At 49.1% G+C, this 3,258-nt stretch carries 2 rRNA genes; both read right to left on the minus strand.

Annotation, left to right across the window (positions count from 1 at the left end):
- Positions 1 to 117: ribosomal RNA gene (gene rrf, locus AC6UDG_RS07190) — 5S ribosomal RNA — on the minus strand.
- Positions 118 to 189: 72 nt separating this feature from the next.
- A 23S ribosomal RNA gene (locus tag AC6UDG_RS07195) occupies positions 190 to 3,107 on the minus strand.
- Positions 3,108 to 3,258 lie beyond the last annotated feature (151 nt).

Here is a 3,258-nt window from a genome sequence, read left to right on the forward strand (position 1 = left end):
GCGTGGCAACGTCCTACCCTTGCAGGGGGCGATCCCCCAACTACTCTTGGCGTGCTGAAGCTTAACTTCTGTGTTCGGCATGGGAACAGGTGTATCCTTCAGGCTTTCGCCACCACACTTAGAAAGAACTTCGTTCTCTCAAAACTAGATAATATCTTCTCTGCCCGATTAACTTCCACTTCTTTTTGCTTGGTTAAGTCCTCGACCGATTAGTATTAGTCCGCTTCACGTATCACTACGCTTCCACTTCTAACCTATCTACCTGATCATCTTTCAGGGGTCTTACTTCCATAAAGGAATGGGAAATCTCATCTCGAGGCGAGTTTCACACTTAGATGCTTTCAGCGTTTATCTCATCCATACATAGCTACCCAGCTGTGCGCCTGGCGGCGCAACTGGTACACCAGCGGTATGTCCATCCCGGTCCTCTCGTACTAGGGATAGCTCCTCTCAAATTTCCTGCGCCCGCGACGGATAGGGACCGAACTGTCTCACGACGTTCTGAACCCAGCTCGCGTACCGCTTTAATGGGCGAACAGCCCAACCCTTGGGACCAACTACAGCCCCAGGATGCGATGAGCCGACATCGAGGTGCCAAACCTCCCCGTCGATGTGAACTCTTGGGGGAGATAAGCCTGTTATCCCCAGGGTAGCTTTTATCCGTTGAGCGATGGCCCTTCCATATGGTACCACCGGATCACTAAGCCCGACTTTCGTCCCTGCTCGACCTGTATGTCTCGCAGTCAAGCTCCCTTCTGCCTTTACACTCTTTGAATGATTTCCAACCATTCTGAGGGAACCTTTGGGCGCCTCCGTTACTATTTAGGAGGCGACCGCCCCAGTCAAACTGCCAACCAGACACTGTCTCCGAGCACGTTGAGTGCTCAGGGTTAGAGTGTTCACATAGCAAGGGTAGTATCCCAATGACGCCTCCGCCGAAGCTAGCGCTCCGGTTTCAATGGCTCCTACCTATCCTGTACAAGCTGTGCAAACACCCAATATCAAGCTACAGTAAAGCTCCATGGGGTCTTTCCGTCCTGTCGCGGGTAACCTGCTTCTTCACAGGTATCTTAATTTCACCGAGTCTCTCGTTGAGACAGTGCCCAGATCGTTACGCCTTTCGTGCGGGTCGGAACTTACCCGACAAGGAATTTCGCTACCTTAGGACCGTTATAGTTACGGCCGCCGTTTACTGGGGCTTCATTTCGGAGCTTCGCCGAAGCTAACTCTTCCACTTAACCTTCCAGCACCGGGCAGGCGTCAGCCCCTATACGTCATCTTACGATTTTGCAGAAACCTGTGTTTTTGATAAACAGTCGTCTGGGCCTCTTCACTGCGGCTGTCCGTTAGGACAGCACCCCTTCTTCCGAAGTTACGGGGTCATTTTGCCGAGTTCCTTAACGAGAGTTCTCTCGCTCACCTGAGGATACTCTCCTCGACTACCTGTGTCGGTTTGCGGTACGGGTAATTATTAACTCGCTAGAAGCTTTTCTCGGCAGCGTGACATCAGTTGCTTCCCTACTATAATTTCGGTCCTCATCGTCGCTTGTCAACTCGATCAAAAGCATTTCTCTCTTGACCTGACTTACGACTTGAACATCCATCTCCATCAGGATGCACAACTTAGCCTTCTGCGTTCCTCCATCACTCAAACGTTAATAACTAGTACAGGAATCTCAACCTGTTATCCATCGTCTACGCCTCTCGGCCTCGACTTAGGTCCCGACTAACCCTGGGTGGACGAGCCTTCCCCAGGAAACCTTAGTCATTCGGTGAATCAGATTCTCACTGATTTTTCGCTACTCATACCGGCATTCTCACTTCTAAGCGCTCCACTAGTCCTTACGGTCTAGCTTCGTTGCCCTTAGAACGCTCTCCTATCACGCGACAAAGTCGCGTCCGCAGTCTCGGTAATATGCTTAGCCCCGGTAAATTTTCGGCGCAGAATCACTCGACTAGTGAGCTATTACGCACTCTTTAAATGGTGGCTGCTTCTGAGCCAACATCCTAGTTGTCTATGCAACTCCACTGCCTTTTCCACTTAGCATATATTTAGGGACCTTAACTGGCGGTCTGGGCTGTTCCCCTTTCGACGATGGATCTTATCACTCATCGTCTGACTCCCGGATATAAATCAATGGTATTCGGAGTTTATCTGAACTTAGTAATCCAAGACGGACCCCTTGTCCAAACAGTGGCTCTACCTCCATGATTCTAAACTCCGAGGCTAACCCTAAAGCTATTTCGGAGAGAACCAGCTATCTCCAAGTTCGTTTGGAATTTCACCGCTATCCACACCTCATCCCAGCACTTTTCAACGTACACGGGTTCGGACCTCCGGTGCGTATTACCGCACTTTCATCCTGGACATGGATAGATCACCTGGTTTCGGGTCTATGGCAACATACTTCAACGCCCTGTTCAGACTCGCTTTCGCTTCGGCTCCGCTTTTTCAACTTAACCTTGCATGCAACTATAACTCGCCGGTTCATTCTACAAGAGGCACGCTATCACCCTTAAACGGGCTCTAACTGCTTGTAGGCACATGGTTGCAGGAACTATTTCACTCCCCTTCCGGGGTGCTTTTCACCTTTCCCTCACGGTACTGGTTCACTATCGGTCACTAGGTAGTATTTAGCCTTGGGAGATGGTCCTCCCGGCTTCCGACGACGTTTCACGTGTGTCGCCGTACTCAGGATCCTGAACTGAGGGAACCTGATTTCGTCTACTGGGCTATCACCATCTATGGCTCAGCTTCCCAACTGATTCGACTATCAGATTCTTTTGTAACTCAAATGTTCAGTCCTACAACCCCGACCAGTAAACTGATCGGTTTGGGCTGTTCCCCGTTCGCTCGCCGCTACTGAGGGAATCGAAATTTTTTTCTACTCCTGCGGGTACTTAGATGTTTCAGTTCCCCGCGTCTACCGCACGGCAGCTATGAATTCACTGTCGTGCAATCATCGACTAAGATGATTGGGTTTCCCCATTCGGAAATCTCCGGATCAAAGCTTACGTACAGCTCCCCGAAGCATATCGGTGTTAGTTCCGTCCTTCATCGGCTCCTAGTACCAAGGCATTCACCATGCGCCCTTAATAACTTAACCTGCATCACTTCGTGATGTAAGTTATTGAGTATTTGCGATTTAAACTATTTTAAAAAACTCAAATAACGTAGTGGTTATTTCTCGGTTAAAATTATAATTAAAATATAATTAATACAGAAAATAATATTATCTAGTTTTCAAAGAACAAAGT

The organism is Fructilactobacillus sp. X2R1C1 (assembly GCF_059901435.1).